Annotated in this window: 13 protein-coding genes; 5 read left to right on the plus strand and 8 right to left on the minus strand. The window is 58.6% G+C overall.

Annotated features, from left to right (window positions below; all coding sequences use genetic code 11):
* Positions 1-53: 53 nt before the first annotated feature.
* The 7 genes from NH395_RS04770 to NH395_RS04800 form a co-directional block, all read right to left on the minus strand.
* The gene (locus NH395_RS04770; protein ID WP_253022775.1) at positions 54-932 is read right to left on the minus strand and encodes an AEC family transporter; all 879 of its coding nucleotides are present in this window, start codon (positions 930-932) and stop codon (positions 54-56) included.
* A gap of 93 nt (positions 933-1,025) precedes the next feature.
* Entirely contained in the window at positions 1,026-1,940 is a 915-nt protein-coding gene (locus NH395_RS04775; RefSeq protein WP_253022777.1) for a LysR family transcriptional regulator, read from the minus strand.
* Positions 1,941-2,075: 135 nt separating this feature from the next.
* The gene (locus NH395_RS04780) at positions 2,076-2,789 is read right to left on the minus strand and encodes a sulfite exporter TauE/SafE family protein (protein ID WP_253022779.1); all 714 of its coding nucleotides are present in this window, start codon (positions 2,787-2,789) and stop codon (positions 2,076-2,078) included.
* 341 nt (positions 2,790-3,130) lie between these two features.
* The gene (locus NH395_RS04785; protein WP_253022781.1) at positions 3,131-3,946 is read right to left on the minus strand and encodes a porin; all 816 of its coding nucleotides are present in this window, start codon (positions 3,944-3,946) and stop codon (positions 3,131-3,133) included.
* A 630-nt stretch (positions 3,947-4,576) separates the two neighbouring features.
* Positions 4,577-6,523 carry a tripartite tricarboxylate transporter permease gene (locus NH395_RS04790; protein WP_253022783.1) on the minus strand — a complete coding sequence of 649 codons (1,947 nt, stop codon included), beginning with the start codon at positions 6,521-6,523 and terminating at the stop codon, positions 4,577-4,579.
* 77 nt (positions 6,524-6,600) lie between these two features.
* The gene (locus tag NH395_RS04795; RefSeq protein ID WP_253022785.1) at positions 6,601-7,719 is read right to left on the minus strand and encodes a tricarboxylate transporter; all 1,119 of its coding nucleotides are present in this window, start codon (positions 7,717-7,719) and stop codon (positions 6,601-6,603) included.
* A 65-nt stretch (positions 7,720-7,784) separates the two neighbouring features.
* Positions 7,785-8,918 (minus strand): 4-oxalomesaconate tautomerase, encoded by a 1,134-nt coding sequence (locus tag NH395_RS04800; RefSeq protein ID WP_253022787.1) that lies wholly within the window; start codon positions 8,916-8,918, stop codon positions 7,785-7,787.
* 144 nt (positions 8,919-9,062) lie between these two features.
* Between NH395_RS04800 and NH395_RS04805 the strand changes: the two genes are divergently transcribed.
* A complete protein-coding gene (locus NH395_RS04805) occupies positions 9,063-9,971 on the plus strand; it encodes a LysR family transcriptional regulator (RefSeq protein ID WP_253022788.1) in 909 nt (302 codons plus the stop codon).
* A 241-nt stretch (positions 9,972-10,212) separates the two neighbouring features.
* Here NH395_RS04805 and NH395_RS04810 read toward each other — a convergent pair whose 3' ends face one another.
* A complete protein-coding gene (locus NH395_RS04810) occupies positions 10,213-12,366 on the minus strand; it encodes a TonB-dependent receptor (protein WP_253022790.1) in 2,154 nt (717 codons plus the stop codon).
* A 244-nt stretch (positions 12,367-12,610) separates the two neighbouring features.
* Here NH395_RS04810 and NH395_RS04815 point away from each other — a divergent pair, with 244 nt between their 5' ends.
* Genes NH395_RS04815 through NH395_RS04830 form a run of 4 tightly spaced genes read left to right on the plus strand, consistent with a single transcriptional unit; the run spans position 12,611 to position 16,473 of the window.
* Positions 12,611-13,537 (plus strand): iron-siderophore ABC transporter substrate-binding protein, encoded by a 927-nt coding sequence (locus NH395_RS04815; RefSeq protein ID WP_253022792.1) that lies wholly within the window; start codon positions 12,611-12,613, stop codon positions 13,535-13,537.
* 32 nt (positions 13,538-13,569) lie between these two features.
* Complete coding sequence (locus tag NH395_RS04820; protein ID WP_253022794.1) at positions 13,570-14,538, plus strand: iron ABC transporter permease; 969 nt, start codon at positions 13,570-13,572, stop codon at positions 14,536-14,538.
* A gap of 58 nt (positions 14,539-14,596) precedes the next feature.
* Positions 14,597-15,673: an iron ABC transporter permease gene (locus NH395_RS04825; RefSeq protein ID WP_253023080.1), complete on the plus strand. Its 1,077-nt coding sequence runs from the start codon at positions 14,597-14,599 to the stop codon at positions 15,671-15,673.
* Positions 15,670-16,473 (plus strand): ABC transporter ATP-binding protein, encoded by an 804-nt coding sequence (locus NH395_RS04830; protein WP_253022796.1) that lies wholly within the window; start codon positions 15,670-15,672, stop codon positions 16,471-16,473. The genes NH395_RS04825 and NH395_RS04830 overlap by 4 nt, the downstream gene beginning before the upstream one ends.
* Positions 16,474-16,598 lie beyond the last annotated feature (125 nt).

A 16,598-nucleotide genomic window follows, 5' to 3' on the forward strand; every position in this document is an offset into this window, starting at 1 on the left:
CGTTTAGCAGAGACGCTTTTGGGGTCGATAGGTTCCCTTTTGGCGTCCTCGGCTCACGGCATCAGCCAGGCAAGTAACACCGGGAGATAAATCAATGACAGCAGGGTGGAGCAAAACACCAGGCTTGCCACATAGGCGGGTTCACGCTGGGCGCGTTGGGCAAACAGATAGTTGAATACCGCAACCGGCATGCTCATTTGCAGCACCAAAATTCCCTGGGCCAAAGGCGGAAGCCCCATTAGTCCGGCAATCAGCCAGGCTGCCGTCGCCGCGAGGGGGATACGCACCAGACTAAAGCCGAGGCCTGAGCGCAGGCTTTTGACCTGAATGCTGGCCAGTGACACGCCCAGGGTGATCAGCATCAGCGGCACGGTAAAGCCCGACATCAAATCCACACTGTTGGCCAGCCAAAGCGGAAGTTCGGTGTCGGTCAGCAACAACGCCATGGCAATGGCGATGGCGTAGACCGTAGGCGTCTTGGCCAGAGACTTGAGCGGGTTTCCCCGACTGGCCAGCATGGTGCCCACCGTAAATTGAAACAGTGAAACCGTCACCATCACGGTAATACCGTACACAAAACCGGCACTGCCAAAGGCGTAAAGCACTACCGGTAGCCCCATGTTGCCGGTATTGGGGTACATCATGGGGGACAACAATACACGCCAGTCGCGGCGCAATAATTTGGCGACAAAAAACGTTGCCCCGGCCATGCAGATGATGACCAGCGCGGTTGAGAGCATGGTGCGGCCAAAGGTACTGGCATCTATTTCCGCCCCGGCGAGCGATGCAAGCACCAGCGAGGGGGTCCCGATATTGAAAACCAGTCGGGTCACAAAATCGACCGGATAGGGGTGGCCCAGTCGTACCCAGGTAAACCCCAGGCCAGCGCCCGCCAGCACGGGGGCCATTACCGCAAATAGTTCCGCCAGCATGGCGCGTCCTTGGCAATGAATGGCCGACTATTGTGAATAGGTAGCGGACTAACTGGCAAGTCGAGAAGGTAAAATCTAGGGTCTGTTGACGTTCTAAGCCGCGACCTCATTGTGCTGCCATTGGCGAGGCATGGTCTGGCGTAAAAATGCCAGCAGCGCCTTCACGCGCCGAGGCTGGTAGCCGTAGGCGTAGAGCAGCGTGATAGGAAGCGGCGCTGGCTGCCAATTGGGTAAGCAGGGAACCAGTTCGCCGGGATGATGGGCCTCGCGTTTGTCGGCCAGCCAGTGAGGCAGCAGGCCAATACCCTTGCCGTGGGCGATGGCATCCAGGTGAAGGGCTGTCATGTCCACCCGCAAGCGTGAGCGGGGCGGATAGAAGTGGTAGTTGGCCTGGCTTTCATGGTGCAGCAGCAAGCCATCCTGAGTCGTGCTCAGCAGGTCGATCCAGGGGTGGTCGGCAAGATCGCGCGGGTGTTCAAGCAACGGTTGCTGGCTGAGGTACGATGGGCTGGCATAAAGACCACGCGTCAGACTGCCTAGTGGCTCCTGGTGGAGGCCGTTTTCCGGCACTGGCCCAAGGCACACATGGACACTGTGACTGTTAAGCGAACTGGGCGGCTCATCCCGGGTACGCAAGGTGAGCTCGACTTGGGGATAGCGTGCCATGAAGGTATCCAGGACCTGCCCCATCCAGCCTCTTGCCAGCGCGCTGTGAACCTCCAGAGTCACCGTCCCGCTGATATCTTCACGCAGTTCGGCCAGCGCTTCATGGCTGCTTTCCGCCAGTTTCAGCATGTCCTGGCAGTAGCGATGGAAGACAAGCCCCGCCTCGGTAGGCAGCAGCCGATTGGCCTGGCGACGCAGCAACGGTTGCTCCAGGCGCGCTTCCAGATGGCTGATGCGTCGGCTCAGGGTGGATTTAGCCAGCCCCAACTTGCGCGCGCTGCGCGTCAGGCTGCCGGAGGCCATTACCTCAGCAAAGGCTTTGAGTTCGTCGAAATCGTGCATGGGGTACACCGCAGGAACGGAGAAACGGACATATTGTGCCAGCATTTTGAGCGAATAAAAATTATTGTGATTTATATTGCGACTTGACGCCTGTGCGCACGGGGTCTGCAGTTTTGATGCGAGAGAAACTGAGGCTTAACCGCTCAGCGCCTGCCAAACCAAGCGAGCGGCCAGCAGTGTCAGGACCCAATTGAAGATATGGGCGAAGCGGCGTTCCGGCATATGCTTCAAAATGCGCAGCCCAACCCAGGTGCCGATGGCACCGCTTGCAATCATGGCGCCCGCAAGCGACAGCCAGGGCACAAGGCTAAAGCCCGCCTGCTGAAAGACGAGGATTTTAATGACGTGCTGCACGCTCATGAACGCGGCCATCGTTGCGACGATGGTGAAGCGTTGTTGATAGAGCTGCTTGAGATAGGCGCCGATCAGCGGCCCGGTTGCCCCGACAAACAGCGTCAAAAACGTTGTGACGCCGCCCATCAGGAGTGTGCCTCTGCAGCCCATGACGATTTTGGGTAGTGCCGGGCCCCAGCATAAATACACAATAAAGCTGGCAATGCTCAAATAGAGAAAATCAGACGGCAGGGAAATCAACACCAGGCTACCAAGCAACGCACCCACCGCCGCACCCGGCAAGAAAGCAACAACCATCTGACGGTCAATATCCCGCCAAAGCATCGCCGCCCGGTTGGCGTTGGAACCCAACTGCACCATGCCATGCAGCGGAATAATAGCCTGGGGCGGCACGATCTGGGCCATGATGCCCAGCAACAAGATACCGCCTCCCGCACCCAGGCAGGCGGTAAGCAGGGAAGTCAGAAAAGATGTGCCTATGAGTAGCCCTGCCATGAGAGGGGATAGGCTATTGAGTAAATGTTCCAGTGAGCTTTCTCCACGAAAGGTATCAGCTCAATAACTTAGCAGATGTCACCTTACTACCACTATGACATCAACGTGGTGACACTCATAAAAAGCCCAGGCCAGTGACCGGGGCATGCATCAGCATTGAAGCAGCATGCTGAAAAGTTTGGAACGCGTAGCGTGCTGAGAACCATAGGTGGCGGCCGTCAGCTAACCCCTATGGCTGAGGACTGGATAGTGCCTAATTAGCGCTGTGCACCGTGACTGGAGCCCTACAAAAAAGCGGCCTTTATAAGGCCGCAGCAAACGATCAATAAGACACAAAGTATTTAGAATTTTATGCGTGATCCGAACATAGCGACATTAACATTGCTATATTCGGCATTAACACCAGATAAAGAATGACGCCTATAGCCCGCATAAATGTCAAGCCATTGAGATGGCTTATAAACATACCCAACGCCGACAGTCTCGGCATGATCCCCTTTTAATCTTAGATCCTTGGTCTCCGCATAGTGGGCATCAATCGCATGGGCTTCATTAAACCTATAACCCGCTTTTGCCCAATAAAACTCTGAGTCTGGTGACATGCCGTTGTCATCAGCCCGATTTGAATATGCCCCCGTCAAGTTGAAACCGCTTGTATGTAACCACGAGATTGATCCGCCAATGGTTTCCACATCGCCAGATGTTTCGCCCAAACCCTTTGTTGAATAACCTAATCTGGCGACAACCCGACCTGCCAAAGGCAGCGAGATGCGTCCACCAAGTTCAGTGACATCTGAGTTGCTCTTAACCCCCTGGCTAACAGACAATTCAATGGGGCCTAATGAAGGCGTGTCATATCTAAACCTAGAATACCTGCTCTCAAAGTCTTGATTGCTGACGGAGTTTTTAAGAGCGATTTCTTCCATGGATCCTTTGTTAACAAATGGCAACCCCCCACCAACTAGAGGAAGATTAGCGGAAGAAACCACATTAGTTCCAGACAGATCTGCTTCAATGTTACCATTTGCCGCGCCATCACCCTGGCCAAGTGAGAAACTGCCTGCCGCCCCTTCCAAAAAAACATTAAAGTGACGATCCTTGAATTCTCCACTGATATTTTTACTCTCAGGGTTCACTGCACTTGAAGGATTTTGCACATAGCCAAGTTCAATATGTGCACCAACCGCAATGTTGTGGCTTTCCAGATCCCCCCTTTAACCTGGCGCCCACCCTGCTCGAGCTATTGTTATTGTTCACAATGTAGCCCTCCGAGCCGAGCCCAGTATTACTATGCATATACCCTAAATTAATTTGACCGTAAGGGTTGAAGTCTATGTTTTTAATCGTGTCTGCATTAGCTGAACCTGTTCCCGCAAAACTTGCAGAAATCATTAAAATTGTTTTTCTAAGAGATTTGGTCATATATGGATCCTCGGTTATTTATATAATTGATATTTTGTTGCTGATTTTATTTGCTCATGTGAGTTTTTTATGCATCACCTCCAAGTTTTAAAGGTTGTAGTTTAGGCGCACTTGTCCCTCCCAAGATCACCTTGTCTGGTTCTTGGTTACTTGGTTTATAAAGATAGGTTAAGCGCAGCCGTTGCTAATTTTTAAAAGTCAGAATATATATGGAATAATTTTTACTCCTGAATTTTAATTAACTGTATTGAAGGGTCTGCAGTATCTCTGGTATGGACAAGGTGTTCATATTGTTTCCTTTCGTTGCGCGGGCCGCTGTCGCTAATGGTCGTCGGCCCGCGGTGGGCGTTCATGGCAGGACTGATTCAGCCGAACAGCCAGGGGTCGATCAATCCGCTTGGGTAGGTCAGGGTCAGGAACTCGGCCATGCCAACCAGAAAAGCGGTGACTCCAAGCGCCATGACAGCGGCCGCCCAAGGTTTGAGTCGCGCAATGGTGAGCAGAAAAACGAAGGAGAACAGCGTCGCAATAGTGATAAAGCCCAGTAGCAACATGGCGCCTACCAAGGTAAAGAAGCCCACCAGCCAGAGGCCCTGCAGACTGGTAGCCTGATGCTCCCAACGGGGCCGGCGAATCACGCAGCGGACAATCTCCGCCAGACAGGAAAGGGCCAAGATTGCGATGGCCAGCCGCGGCATGATGCCACCAAGCACAGTCAGGTCGGCTATATCCACCCAGGCGATGACCGCGGTGCCCAGCAGTACGGCGAAGAGCACCACATCGATGACGCCCAGGGTAGGGGCGGTCTTTTGGGTGGCCGCCGCGCCCACGGAGACGGCTTCCCGGCGCTTTCGCCACGCGGCAGTGATCATGGGAATGAACATTGCGCTGAGGATCAGAGCACCAATGATCACCACGCCGGGGCGCATGAATGCGTCTGTACCCTGGAACTGCACCGCCTGATAGAAGTACCCCTCCGCTCCTGGCGCCAGCACGAAACCAATCAGGAAGGCAGGGCGCGACCAATTCGCCTGCTTGAACAGAACGCCCAAGACGCCGACTGCTCCCAGGGCGAGCAGGTCACCCGAGGAACGCGTGGCCTGAAAGGCGGCGAACATGATCAGCACCGTGATCAAAGGTGCCAGCGTGGCGAAGGGAACCCGGGTGAGGCTGGCCACCGGGCGAGCCAGCACCAAACAAAGCGCGGCCCCCAGAATATTAGCCAGGGCCAGCGACCAGATAATGGTGTAGGTCAGGTCAAGGTGATTCTCGATCATACCAACACCGGGCTGCAACCCAAGCAATAACAGTCCACCCAGGAACACCGCGGCCGTGCCCGAGCCGGGCACGCCGAACAGCAGGGTCGGAACCATGGCGCCGCAGGCGCAGGCATTGTTGGCGGATTCAGGGGCGATCACCCCACGGATATCCCCCTTGCCAAATTGGGACTTGTCCTTGGCACTTTGCACCGCGTGGCCATACGTGAGCCAGTCGACCACCGAGCCAGCCAGACCAGGGATGGTGCCAATCAGGCTGCCGATGGCAGCACAGCGCGCGACGAGGCCACGTTGTTCGCGGACATCGCGGATGCCTTTTCGCCAGCCTTCACCCAGCTGGCAAGGCTCTTCGGCGATGGTCCCTCGTTTGACCAGCAGGTCGATAATCTCCGGGAGTGCGAAGATCCCGAGCCCGACCACTACCAACGGAAGGCCATCGTAGAGATAGTCGAGTCCGAAATTGATGCGGAACTCGCCGGTGGCCGGCGCCATGCCGATGGCACCCACCAACAGGCCCAGGCCACAGGCGGCCAGTCCCTTGAAGAGGTCGCGGCCGGAGAGCACGGCCACCATCGACAGGCCGAGCAGGGTCAGCATGAAGAGCTCGGAAGAGGAGAACGACAGCACCAGTGGGCGGGCGATCAGGATAAAACCTGTCAGTACGACGGCACCGATAATGCCTCCGATCATCGAGGAGAGGAACGCACTGGATAGCGCGCGTGCCGCTTGCCCGCGCTTGGCCAGCGAGAAACCATCGATGACGGTTGCCTGAGAAGCGCTGGAGCCGGGTATGCCCAACAGCACCGAGGCAAAGGTGTCGCCGGTAGGGATCACGGCAACCAGGCCCATCAGCATGCCAAGGGCCACGGTCGGTTCCATGCCATAGAGGAAGGGCAGCAGCAGCGACATACCGGCAATGCCCCCGAGGCCGGGAATGATGCCGACGACGAGGCCAACCAGCACGCCCAGCACCATGAAGAGCAAGTGAGACAGAGTGAAGAGCTGTCCCAGACTGGAGAGAAAAATATCGAGCATGGCGTATGGCTCTTATATTGTATGATCGGTAGGGGCCGAGGCTGCCGCTCTCATGGGGCGGCAGGTCCCTCTGCGCGTTAGATCTTGGCGCCGTGCTCCGACTTCAGCCAGTCGGCCAGCCAGTCGCGAGTGGCGTCATCGATGGACATGGCATCATCAAGGTGACGTTGGACAGTGTCTCCGACAACCGGCGTGTATGGTCCCAACTGGGCGTTGGCCGCCTCCTTGAACGCGTCGGTCTCCACGAAGTCACGGGCCGCCTGACGATAGGTGTCGACCAGGGCCTGCGGGGTGTCCTTCGGCACCATGATCAGCTTCTGCAAGGCATAGCCGGAGGCAAAGAATTTGCGGAACGCATCAAACGCACTGCCTGACGGTGCCTCACCATGCCGAGCCTGGTAGACCTCATTGAAGGTAGGTAGCTCGGGGAAAGCCGGATCACGGACGATCTTCCCTTCGTCGTTCAGCACCCCAAGCGAGAATAGTGGTATTGCCTTGCCAGCCTCTACCAACGGCTCAACGTTGCTCAGATAAGCGGAAGAGGTCTGAAAGTCGATATCGGCTTCACCACGCTCGAATGCCAAGCGGCCCTCGCCTCGACTGCGCATGCCGAACACGGCCTGTACGTCGGCGCCCAGCATGTCCAGAGCTATCAAAACCGGAAGCTCGACGCCAGTGGGATTCTGCGCCGCCAATTTGACTGGCTGTTCCAGCAGGGTGTCCAGTGCAGTATCGGACGTCTCGCCGAAGCTGGGTTGGGCATAGACTACCCCGCCTGTCGGTGTGGCCAGAATGGGCGTCCAATCACTGTAGTCATAGCGAACGCGAGGGTCGTCGAGCATGGCTGGATACTGGGTCGAGGCCGAGGTGCCTAACCAGTCGCTACCATCCGACTTGGCACGCATGGCGAACAGATTGGCGCCGTTGATCGAACCGCCGCCGGGCACGTTATCGATCATAATGGTCGGCTCTCCAGGCAGTGACTCGCTGAACCAGGGAGAGAAGAACCGCGCCCAGACATCCGTACCGCCGCCGACCCCAAATGGGATGGTCCATTTGATGTTGCCGGGTACCTCGCTGTCTTGAGCCTGCACGGACGTCGTCAGGCTCAGTCCGGAAATCGCAATCCCGAGCAATACGGCTTTATTGAGCCGTCCGAGCGAAAAGGAAGAAGTTACCGTCTTGTTGATTAGCATGGCGTTACTCCTGATGTGTTGTAGTTGTCATGGTTGATGAAACTCATCCCGGCGGATATGAGGGTTTAGCTGGCCCTTGATGTCAGCATATCCTGACTGGGAGGAGAGGGAAGTGAATAGAAAATGGTTCCGCTCATGATTTTTCTGGCGGTACGAATGAGGGAAACGCGGGCAATGTCGACAGGATTCCCGTCGCGGTGCTCGACATCCAGATCAATGAAACCGGAGGGGTGTTCCAAACTTATCTTTGACAGCTGACCATCAGGCTCCAGTTTCCCTGCCTCGACCACGATGCGGTTGGCTACGGTGCCAGGAACGCTTATGGCCGTGGCCACCGCGATGGCGCCCGTGACGGCAATAGCCTTATGGCAGCGGTGAGGCACGAAGTAACGGGTGCACAAAGTGTTGGTGCTGTCGGATGCTGCCGTCACCAACACGGGCTTGGGCAGGACACTCTGGCTAACATCCCCCAACCCCATTCTTAGTCCGGCCTGGCGACGAATCATCTCCAGTCTCTCGAGCATGGTGGACTGAGCGTCTAACTCCGATGCGGATTCCCGGCCGCTGAGGCCCAGGTCGGCCGCGTTGACCATCATGATGGGAGTGGCGGCATCGAGGCAGGTGACCTCGATACCCTCTATCATGTCGATGGCATTTCCGGTCGGCAGGAGCGCGCCCGTCTTGGTGCCAATGATATCCAGGAAGCTGAGCTGAATGCCGGCGGCATGCCCTGGCACGCCGCTGATGGTCGTATCACCCTCGTAGGAAACTTGTCGCCCGGGCGTCGGCACGCGACACTCGATCAGCCGTTGAGTATTGAGGTTGCGAACGCGCACGACGGTGGTTCCTTCCTGAGGTTCCAACAGCCCTGTCTCAAGTGCATAAGGCCCCACAGCAGAAAGCATGTTGCCGCAATTCGGGTTGAAGTCGACGCGCCGGTTGAGCACATCGACCTGCGCGAACAGGTAGTCAACATCCGCATCGGGATGAGAGGAGTGCTCTACGATGGCTACCTTGCTAGTCAGCGGATCCCCTCCTCCGATGCCATCTATCTGAAGAGCGTGGCCAGACCCCATGAGATTCAGCAGGATCTCGGCTTGCGCTTCCTGACTATCGGGAAGGTCCTTCATGCGCAGGACGGGGCCTCGGGAGGTGCCGCCGCGCATGATCATGCAGGGAATGCTGTTCATCATCGTCATGCCATATCGCGTTTCAAAGTGGTGATATGAGCATGTCAGGGAGCTTTTGATGCTTCAAATGCAAATAAATGTTTATGTCAATGTGGTAAACGCATTAATGTGCTATCGTTATTAATCTTCGCTGCTTCATGCAAGAGTTATGATATGCAACATCGACTAGAATTTCTTGATCTGCAAGCCTTTATCCAGGTCGCAGAGCTGGGATCATTCCACGAGGCTGCGCAACGTCTGCACCTCTCTCAGCCAGCGCTTTCTCGCCGCATTCAGAAGCTCGAAGAACTCCTGGAGATCGAGCTGCTGGAGCGCACCACCCGGCGGACACGGCTGACCCCCATCGGTACGGATTTCCTTCCCCGTGCGAGACGCATGATTGAGGAGTACGAATCGTCGATCCTGGGGATTCGTGAATTGGCCACGCATCAGAAGGGCACCGTCACCATTGCCTGTATTCCCACCGCGGCCTTCTACTTCCTGCCTAGTGTGATCCGCGGGTTTAGCGAGGCATGGCCAGGGATCCGTATTAGGATCCTCGATGTGAGCGCCAAGGAGGGGTTGGAAAAGGTGACCAGCGGCGAGGCCGACTTCGGCATCAACATGTTTAGTGCTCAGAGTCCGGAGGTTTCCTTCACACCACTATTACGGGACCCTTTTGTCCTAGCGCTGCGTTACGACCATCCTCTCGCGGATAAAGACCATATCGCATGGTCAGACCTCGAGCAGGTCAGATTGATCACCGTGAGTCGAGACAGTGGCAATAGGATGCTGTTGGACAACACTCTCTCGGCAGAGGGAATTAGGCTGAATAGCTTTTACGAAGTCCAGCACCTTTCCACTTCGCTGGGTCTTGTTGAATCTGGCCTTGGAGTGGCCATTCTTCCCAAGATGACAATGCCAGGCCCTGACCATGACACTCTCTGCTCTCGGGAACTTCCCGAGCCTAGCATTCAGCGCACGATCGGTCTGGTGAGAAGTAATTCGCACAGCTTATCCAGCACAGCCCAGCTTTTTATCGACATGCTCCTCGAACACTGGGGAGGCTCCATTTCCTCCTGAACGATCGTTGGCATTAACTGCGCTGCCCGCTGTGTCTTCTGCTACACGGCAATGGCTATGGCGATACTCATTCACCACTAGCTATCTCACGAAAATGCAGAATGGCAAGTTCAGATGCTCACGGCTCCTGTTATCTATCGCTATACTCCATAATCTGGTGAGCGCATAAAAAAACCGGCACTTGGCCGGGTTGAAGATCAGCATTGAAGCGAGTTAAAGGAACCGGAAGCGTGCGTGGTGATTAGAATTCGTAGCGCGCCGAGAACCACAGGCGGCGGCCTTCTTCACTGTTGGCGTACACGTTGCCATAGCTGGTTTGCGGGTTACCCGCACGGTCGGTGGATGCGTAGCTTTGGTAGTCGACAAAGTCCTTGTCGAACAGGTTATAGATCGTCGCGCTCAGATTAAGCTGGTCGGTGACCGCGTAATTACCGCCCAGATGGAACAGCGAATAGGCTTTAAAGTCGCCCAGATCATCAAAGGAAGGCGCGCCGCGTACGCTTTCACGGTTACGGTAACGCTCGCTGCGGTACTCTGCGGAAAGCCAGGCGTCCAGTTTGGCGGTGGCCTGCCAGCGCAGCGTGGCGTTAACGGCGTGTTCGGGAGTATCGGTGAGCGGGTCACCCTCGTTTTCGCCGCTTTTCTGTTCGCTATCGGTGTAGGTGTAGTTGGCGTTCAGGCGCCAGTCGGGGGTGAACTGGTAGCCGGTGGAAAGCTCAATGCCCTGGGTAATCGCCTCGTCGACATTGACCTGTTGGCTGTAAACACCGTCAGGAATCAAGGGGTCGTTGGTCACCTGCCTGTCGTTACCACTGGCGATTTTATCGTCAAACTGGTTGTGGAACAGCGTCGCGCTGGCGATAAAGCCCTGCTGGTTATCGTAGTGGGCGCCGATCTCGCTGCTGGTGCTGGTTTCCGGCTCCAGGTCCGGGTTGCCGATGGTCAGTATGGTGCCTTGGCCCGTGACGCCGTTGATACCGTCGTGAAGGTCGTTGAGCGACGGCGTTTTGTAACCGCGGCTGACACCGCCTTTAAGCGTCCAGTTAGGGGTAGTGTTCCAGACCAGGTAGCCGCGCGGGCTAAATTGACTGCCAAAGGCATCGTGGTGGTCGTAACGCCCGCCGAGCGTGAGCGCCAGATCATCGCGTAGCATCCATTCGTCTTCAGCAAACAACGACCAGGTGGTCTGCTCAAAGGTTTCACCCGCCAATCCGTCATCCAGCTCGGCGTCCCACCACTGCATTCCCACGGTGGTCATATGGTCGCCCAGCGGCATGACGAATTTGCTGTCGAGCACCGTGTTGGTGGTTTCCAGCTCGCGCGGGTCACCGCCGACAATGCCCGGGAAGCCGTCATAAGCCTCGCCAATCGCACCCGGAATCGTACGCCCTTTGGTCTCGGTGGTGTTGCGCATCAGACTGGATTCCAGCGTGCCCGAGGCAAAACGCCCGGTGTGGCCGATGGCAATCTGCTCACGCTCAAAGCGCAGCTCGTCAGAGTAGCCAAATGCTTCGCCCGGATCGGGCTCACAGCTGCGCGTGCGGCCATCCAGAGTGCCGAGCTGGCAGTCGTCGTTGTTGTAGCGCTGGCGATTGACTTCACCGTCGAGCCACAGGTCGTGGTCATTGGTCGGCGTCCAGGTCAGCTTGCCGCCCAGGTTATAGGTGTCGCCTTCCACCGGACTGGGGCCGCGCTGGCTGACCTCGATAGGGTCGCCATTTTGGTCACTGTATTCCAGACTGGACGCATCGCGCTCATAGAAGCGTCCGCGTAATTGCAAGCCCAGGGTGTCTTCCACCAGGGGGCCACTGGTGTAGAGATTGATCTCGCGGCGGTCGCCAAAGTCCCGGTCTTCGTTATAGGTGTTCTCGACGCCAATCGAGCCGGTCCAATCGCGGCCGACCTTGCGGGTAATGATGTTGATCACCCCGCCCATGGCGTCGGAGCCGTAAAGCGTCGACATCGGCCCGCGGATCACCTCGATGCGCTCAATGCTTGAAACCGGCGGAAAGAAGCTGGTGGAGGTCTCGCCAAAGCCGTTGGGTGTCACGCTACCGGCGGTGTTCTGGCGGCGGCCATCAATCAAGATCAGCGTGTAGTCGCTGGGCATGCCGCGCAGGCTGATGTTGCGTCCCCCGGTTTTACCCACCTGGCCACCCACGTCCACGCCCTCCACGTCGCGCAGGGCATCGGCAATGCTGGTAACGCGCTTACGCTCCAGTTCCTCGCGGGACACGACAGAAATGCTGGCCGGTGCGTCGACCATGGCCTGCTCAAAACCGCTGGCCGAGACGACGATATTATCGAGCTGGTCGCTTTGCTGGGCGTAAACAGCCGGGGAGGAAACGGTCAGCGCAACAGCGCTGGCCAGAACGGTACGGGTGAAGCGTGGCATGGAGAACCCCTTGTTAGAACAAGTAACCTTGTATTGATATTCGTTATCAAATGCGATGAGGATTCTAAAAACAAAAGTTCCCAAATGCGAGATGAAAGAAGGGAACGACCCGTTGCATGGAATGGAACGCCGTTGACCGCTGGGGCGTTGCGTAGAAAGGAACACGCCATTCGAATGAATGTTGATGAAAGTGCTTTTGATAATCGTTATTATCCCTGCCTCTCAAATCCAGTGAGGATAACGTATGCGAGCGAACGTACTGCGCGTCGGCATTGTGGGACTGCTGTTGAGTGGGCTTTGGGGAGGCGCTGCCCAGGCACGTACCCTGGATACCGCTTTCGGCGAGGTGGACGTCACCGGCACCCCCGAGCGTGTGGTGACGTTGTACGAAGGCGCGCTGGATGCCTCGCTGGCGGCGGGGGTAACCCCACTGGGCGCGGTGACCACCCGCGGCGGCGACAACGTTGCTGAATACGTTGAAGCCCATTTAGGCGATGAGCGTCCCGCCATCATGGGCGTGGTACGCGAAATCAATACCGAAGCGGTGCTGGAGCAGCGACCGGAGTTGATATTGGCGCCCGCCCGGCTGACCGAGGCCCAGTACCGGCTGCTGTCGCAAATTGCTCCAACTATCGTCCCGCATAGTCAGCCGATTGCCCCGGATAACTGGAAAGACGAAGCCCGGCTTTACGGTGAAGCGCTGAATCGCCAGGAGGCCATCGAAGCCGCCATCAACGCGGTTGACGAGCGTGCTGCCGGGCTGGCCAGTGCGCTGGAAGAGGCGGGCGTGGCTGGCAATGCCTTCGTGGTGCGCTGGATGCCGGGCGGGCCCATGGTCATGTCGAAAAACCTGTTTGCCGCCGGGCTGCTTGATCAAGTCGGCCTCACGGTTGAAGACGCCGGGCTGGTAGGCGAGCAGGGCGTGCACAGCGATGTGCTGAGCCTTGAAAACCTCTCCCAGGTGGATGGTGACTGGCTGTTTTTGGCCACGCTGAATAAAGACGGACGGGAAGCGTTGGAAGTTGCCAAGCAAAGCAGTGCCTTTACGCGGCTGGACGTGGTACAGCGTGACCAGGTCGTGCCGGTGAATGGCCAGCTATGGTCGAGCGCTAGTGGCCCGCTGGCGGCCCAGGCGATTCTTGACGATATTGAAGCTGCCCTGTTGCCGTGATGTCGATACGCGTTGCCCAGCAACGAACGCAGATGACGTTACTGCTCACCGCCCTTGTGGCGGTGAGTCTCGTGAGTCTGCTGGTCGGCGCAGGTGAGGTTGGGCCGCTGCGTTCACTGGCGGCGCTGGCCGGTACCCAGGATAGCGATGCCAGCTTTGTGGTGTGGCAACTGCGGGCGCCGCGCACCTTGATTGGCATTGCTGTGGGCATGGCGCTGGGAGTCGCGGGGGCGCTGTTGCAGGCGGTGTCGCGTAATCCGCTGGCCGAACCCGGCCTGCTGGGCGTCAGCGCCGGGGCGGCGTTTGCCGTCGCGCTGACCCTGGTGATGGGCGCTAGTGCCGCGACGCTGCGTATTTCAGTTGCCCAGTTGGGGGCCTTGGTGGGCTGTCTGTGTGTGCTCAGCGTAACGCGGGTGCGCGGCGTCGGCAGCGACCCGGTGCGGCTGGTGCTGGCGGGGGCGGCGTTTTCCGGGCTGTTGGGCTCGCTGACCTCGCTGATGTTGCTGTATGACCAGCGCGCGGCGGACGAAATCCGCTTTTGGGTCATCGGCAGCCTTGCCGGGCGACGCCTGGATGACCTCGCCGCAATGCTGCCCAGCATGCTGGTCGCCGCCGTCGCGGTGGTGTTGATGGCGCGCCCGCTGGCGGCGTTGGCACTGGGCGAGCGGGCAGCCTCAGGGTTGGGCCATCATCCGGGGCTGATTCGTTGGTGTGTCGTGGCCTGTGTGGCCTTGCTGGTAGGGGGCGCCACGGCAATGGCCGGACCCATTGCCTTTGTCGGCCTGGTGGTGCCGTTTGCCGCCCGGGCGATGGCCGGGCCGGACATTCGCCGCACGCTGTGGTTCTGCCTGCCGATCGGTCCCTTGATGGTGCTGGCAGCGGATATGATTGCCCGGGTGGCGGTGGCGCCGTCGGAGTTGCCGATTGGTGTTCTCACCGCGCTGTGCGGTGCGCCGGTGCTGGTCGCCGTGGTGCGCGCCAGGCGGCTGCCGTCTTTATAACCCCTGGCGTTGGCTTGTCATGAATTCAAACCCAAGTGATTTTTCCACATCGGCCTTTATGCCTGAGCACCGTCCACAGGCGGTGACCGCGCCGTCGGGCTACTGGCATATTGCATGGCGTTCCCCATGGGGCAACGCCTGCAGCGTGCTGGTTGAGCGACGTGCGCTGGTTGTCAGCACGGGGCTGTGCGTCGCGCTGCTCTGCGCGTGCGTGCTTTATTTGAGCCTGGGGAGCATGGCGCTACCCGTTAGCGCCGTATTGCCCGCGCTATTCGGCCGGGGCGAGATGATCAGCGTGTTCACCGTCCAGGAACTGCGCCTGCCCCGGTTGGTGGCGGCCTGTTTGACCGGGGCGGCTTTCGCGCTCGCCGGTGTACTGATGCAAACCCTGGCGCGCAACCGCCTCGCCACGCCGGGTATCATCGGTATCGATAACGGCGCGACCGCGTTTGCTGTGGCCTCGGTGGTGGGGTTGGGTGTCTCGCTGGCCCCGCCTGCCATGGCGCTGGCGGGGGCCGCCACTGCCGCTGCGCTAACCTTTGGCCTGGTGGCGGGCGGCGGCACCCAGGGCTATCGGTTTATCGTCGCGGGCATCGGCGTGGGGGCGGTGTTTGGTGCTGTCACCCAACTGATGCTGGCGCGGGTAGCGATCGATACCGCCAATGCGGCCTATCCCTGGACCGTCGGCTCGCTTAATGCGCGCCCTGGCGGTGCAGTAGCGCTACTCGCTGCGGGGTTGGTGATGGGTATGATCGCCGCTTGGATGGTCGCACGCCCGTTATCGCTGATGCGCTTCAAGGACGCCACCGCCTATGGGCTGGGCATCAACGTCAAAGCCCGCCGCTTCCAGGTGCTGATGCTCTCGGTCGTATTGACCGCGCTGGCGGTGGCAGTGGCAGGCCCTGTCGGCATGGTCGGGTTGATTGGCCCGGAGGTCGCCCGCTCGCTTTCCAGCTCACGCCAGGTGCCGCTGCTGGCATCAACGCTTGCGGGTGCGTTGGTGATGGTCCTTGCGGATCTCGCCGGGCGCACCCTGCTTGCCCCGATTGAAATTCCCGTCGGCATTGTCACCGCGGTGATCGGCGGCCCCTGGCTGTTATGGATATTGATGCGCCCGCAACGGAGCCACGCATGATGCAGGTTGAACCATCCCCCACGCTCGCCACCGACGCGCTCGACCTGAGCTATGGCACGCGACGGATTATCGCGTCGTTAGGCGTCAGCCTGCCCAGCGGCCAGGTCACCGCGATTGTGGGCCCCAATGGGTGCGGCAAGTCCACGTTGCTCTCGGGCCTTGCCCGTTTGCATAAACCCGACAAGGGCGCGGTGCTGTTGAGCGGCGAGGATATTCAGCGCCTGCCCGGTCGCGAACTGGCCAGAAAGCTCGCCCTGCTGCCGCAGGAGGCCATCGCACCGGAAGGGCTCACCGTCAGTGAACTGATTCGCTTTGGCCGCCAACCGCACCAGGGATGGCTGCGCCAGTGGTCGGCGGAAGACCAGCGGGTGGTGGAACATGCGTTGCACGCCGCAGGGCTTGAGGCGTTGGCCGAACGGCCTTTAGAGGCGCTTTCCGGCGGGCAGCGCCAGCGGGCGTGGATCGCCATGACCATCGCCCAGCAAACTCCGCTGTTGCTTCTCGATGAGCCAACGTCCGCGTTGGACCTGGGTCATCAGATCGAGGTGTTTGAACTGGTACGCCATCTCGCCAGCCAGGGACGCACGGTGGTCATGGTGCTTCACGACCTGGCAAGCGCCTGTCGCTACGCGGATCATCTCATCGCCCTGAATGACGGACAGATTGTCGCCCAAGGGGCACCGCCAGAGGTCGTCACACCGGAGCTGGTGCGTGCGCTTTACCAGGTTGACTGCACGTTGATCACCGACCCCGACACCGGCAGCCCCTTGCTTGCCAATGTGCGCCGCGCCTGTTCCTAAACCCAGGGCTCAAGCCCTGTCTCTTGCACCTCAGACAATGCTTGGAAAGTGTTACGATAGGCCGCAAACCTCGACCTCTAACCGCTCAGTAAGGAATGCTTGTGGCCTCTTCCACGCCCCGATCT

It is taken from the genome of Halomonas sp. Mc5H-6 (assembly GCF_024124705.1).
GTDB lineage: Bacteria > Pseudomonadota > Gammaproteobacteria > Pseudomonadales > Halomonadaceae > Vreelandella > Vreelandella subterranea.

Coding starts and splice junctions, on each gene's coding strand:
- NH395_RS04770 (WP_253022775.1), bottom strand. CDS start 932: ATGCTGGCGGAACTATTTGCGGTAATGGCCCCCGTGCTGGCGGGCGCT.
- NH395_RS04775 (WP_253022777.1), bottom strand. CDS start 1,940: ATGCACGATTTCGACGAACTCAAAGCCTTTGCTGAGGTAATGGCCTCC.
- NH395_RS04780 (WP_253022779.1), bottom strand. CDS start 2,789: ATGGCAGGGCTACTCATAGGCACATCTTTTCTGACTTCCCTGCTTACC.
- NH395_RS04790 (WP_253022783.1), bottom strand. CDS start 6,523: ATGCTCGATATTTTTCTCTCCAGTCTGGGACAGCTCTTCACTCTGTCT.
- NH395_RS04795 (WP_253022785.1), bottom strand. CDS start 7,719: ATGCTAATCAACAAGACGGTAACTTCTTCCTTTTCGCTCGGACGGCTC.
- NH395_RS04800 (WP_253022787.1), bottom strand. CDS start 8,918: ATGACGATGATGAACAGCATTCCCTGCATGATCATGCGCGGCGGCACC.
- NH395_RS04805 (WP_253022788.1), top strand. CDS start 9,063: ATGCAACATCGACTAGAATTTCTTGATCTGCAAGCCTTTATCCAGGTC.
- NH395_RS04810 (WP_253022790.1), bottom strand. CDS start 12,366: ATGCCACGCTTCACCCGTACCGTTCTGGCCAGCGCTGTTGCGCTGACC.
- NH395_RS04815 (WP_253022792.1), top strand. CDS start 12,611: ATGCGAGCGAACGTACTGCGCGTCGGCATTGTGGGACTGCTGTTGAGT.
- NH395_RS04820 (WP_253022794.1), top strand. CDS start 13,570: ATGACGTTACTGCTCACCGCCCTTGTGGCGGTGAGTCTCGTGAGTCTG.
- NH395_RS04825 (WP_253023080.1), top strand. CDS start 14,597: ATGCCTGAGCACCGTCCACAGGCGGTGACCGCGCCGTCGGGCTACTGG.
- NH395_RS04830 (WP_253022796.1), top strand. CDS start 15,670: ATGATGCAGGTTGAACCATCCCCCACGCTCGCCACCGACGCGCTCGAC.